Below are 6,786 nucleotides of genomic sequence, written 5' to 3'. Positions count from 1 at the left end.
CGTGATTCCCGGCGTGTCGGGCTCCGGAAAGTCGACGCTCGCGTTCGACATCCTGTTCCACGAAGGCCAGCGCCGCTATCTCGAATCGCTGAACGCGTATGCGCGTTCGATCGTGCAGCCGGCCGGACGGCCGGAAGTCGATGCGGTGTACGGCATTCCGCCGACGGTCGCGATCGAGCAGCGGCTGTCGCGCGGCGGCCGCAAAAGCACGGTCGCGACCACGTCGGAGGTCTGGCACTTCCTGCGGCTGCTGTACGTGAAGCTCGGCCTGCAGCATTGCATCCACGACGGCACGCCGGTCACGTCGCAAACCGTCGAATCGATCGCCGCGCAACTGCTGCGCGACCATCGCGACGAACACGTCGGCTTTCTCGCGCCGCTCGTCGTCAACCGCAAGGGCGTGTACACCGACCTCGCGAAGTGGGCGAAGGCGCGCGGCAGCACGCATCTGCGTGTCGACGGCGAGTTCGTGCCGGTCGATCCTTGGCCGAAGCTCGATCGCTTCCGCGAGCACACGATCGAGTTGCCGGTCGCCGACATCGTCGTGTCGCCGGACAACGAGGCCGAATTGCGGCGTCTGCTCGACGAAACGCTCGAGCTCGGCAAGGGCGTGATGCACCTGCTCGCGCCGCTCGACGGGCTGCATCACGCGATGCAGAACGATCGTTCGACCGCACGCGTCGGCGAGATCAAGGTGCTGTCGGTCAAGCGTGCGTGCCCGGTATGCGGCACGAGCTACCCGGAACTCGATCCGCGGATGTTCTCGTACAACAGCAAGCACGGCTGGTGCACGACCTGCGTCGGCACCGGGGTCACGCTCACGCGCGAACAGCGCGCCGCGTATGACGACACGGTGCTCGCCGGAGACGATCGCGGCCGCGAGCAGACTTTGCCGTCGGACGAGCAGGAACCGGAAGGCGTCGGCGACGAGCCGTGCCCGGATTGCCACGGCACGCGGCTGAACCCGTCCGCGCGCGCGGTCACGTTCGACGCGCATCCGATCGTCGAGGTCGCGCAGTGGACGGTATCCGATACGCGTCGCTGGATCGATGCGCTCGAACTGACCGGGCGCGATGCGCAGATCGCGCGCGACATCGTCAGCGAGATCGGCAGCCGCCTCGCGTTTCTCGAGGAAGTCGGCCTGGGCTACCTGAGCCTCGACCGCGCGGCGCCGAGCCTGTCGGGCGGCGAAGCGCAGCGCATCCGGCTTGCCGCGCAGCTCGGCAGCAACCTGCAGGGCGTCTGCTACGTGCTCGACGAGCCGACCATCGGCCTGCATCCGCGCGACAACCAGATCCTGCTCGACGCGCTGCGCAAGCTCGGCGACAAGGGCAATACGCTCGTCGTCGTCGAGCATGACGAAGACACGATCCGCCGCGCCGATCACATCATCGACGTCGGCCCGGGCGCCGGCAAGCGCGGCGGCACGTTGGTCGCCGAAGGCACGGTCGCCGACCTGGCCGCACAGCCGGATTCGGTGACGGGGCGCCTGCTCGCCCATCCGATGACGCATCCGTTGCAGCCGCGCCGCGCGGTGAGCGTGGCGGGCGGGAAGGGCGCGCAGGCGGTGCCGGAAGCGTGGCTGACCGTGCACGGCGCGACGCTGCACAACCTGCGCGACGTCACGGTCGGCATTCCGCTCGCGCGGCTCGTCGCGGTGACGGGTGTCAGCGGCTCGGGCAAGTCGACGCTCGCGCGCGACGTGCTGATGACGAACCTGCTCGACGCGGTCGGCCGTTCGGTGCTGTCGTCGCCGGCCACGCGGCGCGCGCGCAAGGCCGCGCAGCAGGACGAGCCGGCCGCCAACCGCCGTTCGAGCGTGCTCGCGCGCAGTGCGCCGCGGCCATCGCTGAACGTCACGCATGCGTGGCAGGGCTGCGCGTCGCTCAGCGGCTGGGAGCGGATCGATCGCGTGCTCGAAGTCGACCAGACGCCGATCGGCAAGACGCCGCGTTCGTGCCCGGCGACCTACATCGGCGTGTGGGACACGATCCGCAAGCTGTTCGCCGATACGCTGGAAGCACGTGCGCGCGGCTACACGGCGTCGCGTTTCTCGTTCAACACCGGCGACGGGCGCTGCCCGGCCTGCGAAGGGCAGGGTGTGCGCACGATCGGGATGAGCTTCCTGCCCGACGTGAAGGTGCCGTGCGACGTGTGCCACGGGCAGCGCTTCAACCCGGAGACGCTTGCGGTCACGTGGCGCGGCCGGAACATCGGCGACGTGCTGACGATGGAGATCGACGAAGCGGTGGCGTTCTTCGCGCCGATTTCGAACATCGCGCATCCGCTGCAGTTGATGAAGGACGTCGGCCTCGGCTACCTGACGCTCGGCCAGCCGTCGCCGACACTCTCGGGCGGCGAGGCGCAGCGGATCAAGCTCGTCACCGAGCTCACGAAGGTACGCGACGACATCACGCGGCGCGGCCAGAAGGCGCCGCACACGCTGTACGTGCTCGATGAACCGACGGTCGGCCTGCACATGGCGGACGTCGCGAAGCTGATTCGCGTGCTGCACCGGCTCGTCGATGGCGGGCATAGCGTCGTCGTGATCGAGCACGACCTCGACGTGATCGCGGAAGCCGACTGGATCATCGATCTCGGCCCGGAAGGCGGCGTGGGCGGCGGTACGATCGTCGCGGCGGCGCCGCCCGAAGGACTCGTGCAGGTGAAGGCGAGCCATACCGGACAGGCGCTCGGGCCCGTGCTGGCGCGAACGGCGACGGAAGACGGCGAAGCCGGGCGGCAGGGAGAAGCGCGGGTCGGTTGAACGCGGTGCTTTCCGATGAAGCGGCCCCGGTGTCGAGCGAGATACCGGGGCCGTTTTCACATCCGCCCGTGCGGTTCACACATGCGCGCCGGGATCCAGCAGGTTCGTGCTGAAATCGCACGCCTGCGCGGCGAGCCGAACGATCTCGGCGGTCAGCGAATGGGCACGCCCGGCGCGATGCAGCGCGACGTAGCGAACCGGCGGCAGCGCCGGCCGCGTGCGTACGATGTCCAGCGCTTCGCACGCGACGAGGTGCGCGACGCATGCCTTCGGCAGATAGCTGACGCCCAGCCCCGACAGCGTCAGGCCAATCTGCGCGATCAGGCTGTTGCTCGACAGCACGCGCTGCATCGCGACGCCGTGTTCCTGCAGAAAACGCGTGTACAGATGCCCCGTGCCCGACAGGCTGCCCTGCAGGATCAGCGGAAACCGGGCGATGTCCGTCAGCGCAATGGCCGCCCTGGACTTCGGCATGAACCCGGCCGCGCACATCCAAGCATTGTCGACCTCGCCGACCACCGTCGCCATGAACGATTCCGTCGCATGAATCTGCGGGACGACGATCAGGTCGATCGTGTCGGCCGCGAGGCGGTCGCGTAGCGTCGCGGTCAGGTCGACCTCGGCTTCCACGTGCACCCGTGGATACGCGGCCTGGATCGCCGCGATCAGGCGCGGCAGCCACGTCAGCGCGGTCAGTTCGGTCACGCCGATCCGCACGTGCCGCACCAGCGCTTCCTTCGAACTCATCCGCTCGACGACGCGATCGCGCTGCTCGAGCAATTCCTTCGCATGGTCGAACAGCTCGGCGCCCTTGTCGGTAAGCCGGGCGCTGCGGTGCGCGCGGTCGAACACGGTCAGATCGAACGCGCGTTCGAGTTCCTGGATCCGTTTCGACACGGCCGACTGCGTCGTGTTGAGGCGCGTCGCCGCCGCGTCGAAGGAGCCGAGTTGCACGATCCAGTACAGCGCTTCCATCTGCTTGAACGTGAGCATCGTCCCTCACTCGTTAGATGAAGAAAAGCGATATTTTCTCATGTCAAAAAATCGCTTTTTTTACCGATTTCGGCTGTTTAAGGTTCTTCCGTTGCGCCGTTCGGCGAGTGCGTTCATCAGAAAACGCGCTGTATCGACGCCGGCGCCGGATCGAATCCCTTATCTGGAGACAGCATGGACACCGTCATCGAATCCCCACCCGTCCCCGACGCGGTGCGCAAGCCGCGCGTCGGCCTCGCGTGGCAGATCGTCATCGGCCTCGTCATCGGCATCGCGATCGGACTCGTGTTGAACCGGTTTCCGCAATGGCGCGACACGGCCGTGTCCGGATTGCTCCAGCCGGCCGGCGACATCTTCATCAAGCTGGTGCGGATGATCGTCGTGCCGATCGTGTTCACGAGCATGGTGATCGGTATCGCGGGCGTCGGCGACGGCAAGTCGCTCGGTCGCATCGGCATCAAGACGCTGCTCTATTTCGAGGCGATCACGACGATCGCGATCGTCCTCGGGCTCGTGATCGGCAACGTGCTGCAGCCCGGCGTCGGCACCGACATGTCGCAACTCGGGCACACCGACATTTCCCGCTTCCAGCAGGCCACGCAACAGGTGCAGCAGGCCCATCACGGGCTGATGGCGCTGGTGCTCGGCATCATTCCGGACAACATCGTCGCGTCGATGGCCAAGGGCGACCTGCTGCCGGTGATCTTCTTCTCGCTGTTGTTCGGGATCGGGCTGCAGACCGTGCCGGAAGAGCACCGCAAGCCCGTGCTTGCGATGCTCAAGGGCGTCGCCGACGCGATGTTCAAGGTGACGAGCATGGTGATGCGCTATGCGCCTGTCGGCGTGTGCGCGCTCATCGCGGTGACCGTCGCGAGCTTCGGGTTCGGATCGCTGCTGCCGCTGCTGAAGCTCGTCGCGGTGACTTACTTCGCAATCCTGGTGTTCGCGATCGCGGTGCTCGGCCTGACCGCGCGGCTGTTCGGCTTTCGCATCGTCACGCTGCTGCGCGTGATCAAGGACGAGCTGATCATCGCGTTCTCGACCTGCAGCTCCGCGACCGTGCTGCCGCAACTGATGAAGAAGATGGAGGACTACGGCGTGCCGAAGAGCATTACGACGTTCGTCGTGCCGACCGGCTACACGTTCAACCTCGATGGTGCGTCGATCTATCTCGGCATCGGCACGTTGTTCGTCGCGCAGCTCTACGGCGTGCATCTCGACTGGCAGCAGCAGATCCTGCTGACGCTGACCATGGTCGTCACGTCGAAGGGTGCCGCCGGCGTGCCGGGCTTCATGTTCGTGATCATGCTCGCCACGCTCGCGAGCGCCGGGTTGCCGCTCGAAGGGTTGGCCTTCATCGCCGGCGTCGACCGGATCATGGACATGGGCCGCACCGCGCTGAACGTCGTCGGCAACGCGCTCGCGCCGCTCGTCATCGCGAAATGGGAAGGCCGCTACGACGCGGAGAAAGGCCGCGCGTACCTCGAATCGCTGCGCGGATGAACGCCGCCATGCATGCGTCGCACCACATTCCGAAGCAAACAGGAGCATCGAAGATGAGCAGTACCCATGGAGCACTTTTCCCCGAAGCGTTGATGCAGCAGATCAAGTCGCGCTTTCATTATGTCGATCACGATCTCGACGGACGCGCGCGCCTGTTCTTCGACAATGCCGGCGGGTCGTTCCGGCTGAAGGATGCGGTCGATGCATACGCACGGATCGATGCGCTGCCCGATTGTCCGGAGCGCATTCACGAACGTGCGCTCGACCTGCAGGCGATCCAGGCGCGCGGCGAGGCCGACGTCCGGACCATCCTGAACGCCGACGGCGGCACCGTGTTCGCGTCGCTGACGGCGTCGGGCGCGATGTTCGACATGGTGCGCGCGATCATGGAGAACGTGCCGGGCACCAATGCGGTGACGACCGTGCTCGAGCATCCGTCTTCCTACGACGCGATGACGGTCTACGCGGAACGCACCGGCAAGACGCTGCGCATCGCGCCGAGCGATCCGGCGACCGGCGGCGTGGACGTCGACGCGATCGTGTCGCTGGTCGATGCCGATACCGCGCTGCTCAGCGTGATGTATGCGTCGAACATCTCCGGTGCGAAGTTCGATATCGAGACGATCGTCGCGCGTGCGCGGCAGAAGAAGCCGGACCTCTTCATCGTCGTCGACGCGGTCCAGCATGCTCCGCACGGCATCATCGACCTGCAGCGCACGCCGGTCGACGGAATCAATTTCGCGCCGTACAAGTTCTTCGGTTGCCGCGGCTCGGGTATCTCGTGGCTGTCGCCGCGCGCGGCGGCGTTGCCGCATCACCGGCTCGCGGCGAAAGAGAGCGGCGTGTGGGAACTCGGCAGCCCGGCGCCCGCGCAGTTTGCGATCGTGACGTCGATCGTCGATTACGTCACGTGGATCGGCCGGTATTTCCGCGACTCGGACGATCGCCGCACGCTGTTCGTCGAGGGCATGGCGCGGATCGAGCTGCATGAACGCGCGCTGCTGGCCGCGTTGCTCGACGGTTGCGAAGGTTGCCGCGGGCTGCGGGCGATCGACGGCGTCGACGTGTACTGGGATCACGACGACCTGACGAAGCGCGACCTGATCGTCGGGATCGGCTTCGCGCACCTGGAACCGACGCAGGCCGTGCGCGAATACGAGAAGAACGGCGTGATCGTCTACGAGCGCGTCGCGTCGAGCCTGTATTCGGGCCGGATGCTGAAATCGTTCGGGCTCGGCGGCGCGGTCCGGATATCGCCGCTTCATTGTCATTCGCCGGACGATATCGCGCGATTCCTCGCGATTACCGAAACACTGGCAGCGCAGCGCTGATTGACGACACGGCCCGGATCATCCGGGCCGTGTCGCATCCGGCGCCCGAAAACGGGCCGCCCAATAGGTTTGGGCTATGACCGGCAGAGTCAATCGATAGTTGTCGCCGCACCGGATTGCGCGTGTAATGGCTCGCGATATTGGAAGATGCCAACGACCCTATGGAGGAGCAGCGCGTGAAGATCGTGGTCG

General features: G+C 66.4%; 4 protein-coding genes. 3 read left to right on the top strand and 1 reads right to left on the bottom strand.

The window, feature by feature from the left end:
* On the top strand, positions 1–2,767 hold a 2,767-nt coding region (locus tag J7024_RS35905; protein WP_442861915.1), incomplete at its 5' end, for an excinuclease ABC subunit UvrA.
* A gap of 75 nt (positions 2,768–2,842) precedes the next feature.
* Here J7024_RS35905 and J7024_RS35900 read toward each other — a convergent pair.
* Entirely contained in the window at positions 2,843–3,760 is a 918-nt protein-coding gene (locus J7024_RS35900; RefSeq protein WP_124897696.1) for a LysR family transcriptional regulator, read from the bottom strand.
* 174 nt (positions 3,761–3,934) lie between these two features.
* On the opposite strand from J7024_RS35900, the gene gltP reads away from it, so the two are divergent.
* Positions 3,935–5,263 carry a glutamate/aspartate:proton symporter GltP gene (gltP, locus tag J7024_RS35895; protein ID WP_124897695.1) on the top strand — a complete coding sequence of 443 codons (1,329 nt, stop codon included), beginning with the start codon at positions 3,935–3,937 and terminating at the stop codon, positions 5,261–5,263.
* A gap of 53 nt (positions 5,264–5,316) precedes the next feature.
* The gene (locus J7024_RS35890; protein ID WP_124897694.1) at positions 5,317–6,594 is read left to right on the top strand and encodes an aminotransferase class V-fold PLP-dependent enzyme; all 1,278 of its coding nucleotides are present in this window, start codon (positions 5,317–5,319) and stop codon (positions 6,592–6,594) included.
* Positions 6,595–6,786: the final 192 nt, after the last annotated feature.

The sequence above is a fragment of the Burkholderia sp. WTPI3 genome, assembly GCF_021483755.1.
Lineage (GTDB): Bacteria > Pseudomonadota > Gammaproteobacteria > Burkholderiales > Burkholderiaceae > Burkholderia.
The sequence above is the reverse complement of the archived record's forward strand: the minus strand, read 5'-3'. Positions and strand labels throughout refer to the sequence as shown.

What these genes read in the sequence shown, in the direction of transcription:
- J7024_RS35900 (WP_124897696.1), bottom strand. Translation starts at nt 3,760, where the DNA reads ATGCTCACGTTCAAGCAGATGGAAGCGCTGTACTGGATCGTGCAACTC.
- gltP (WP_124897695.1), top strand. Translation starts at nt 3,935, where the DNA reads ATGGACACCGTCATCGAATCCCCACCCGTCCCCGACGCGGTGCGCAAG.
- J7024_RS35890 (WP_124897694.1), top strand. Translation starts at nt 5,317, where the DNA reads ATGAGCAGTACCCATGGAGCACTTTTCCCCGAAGCGTTGATGCAGCAG.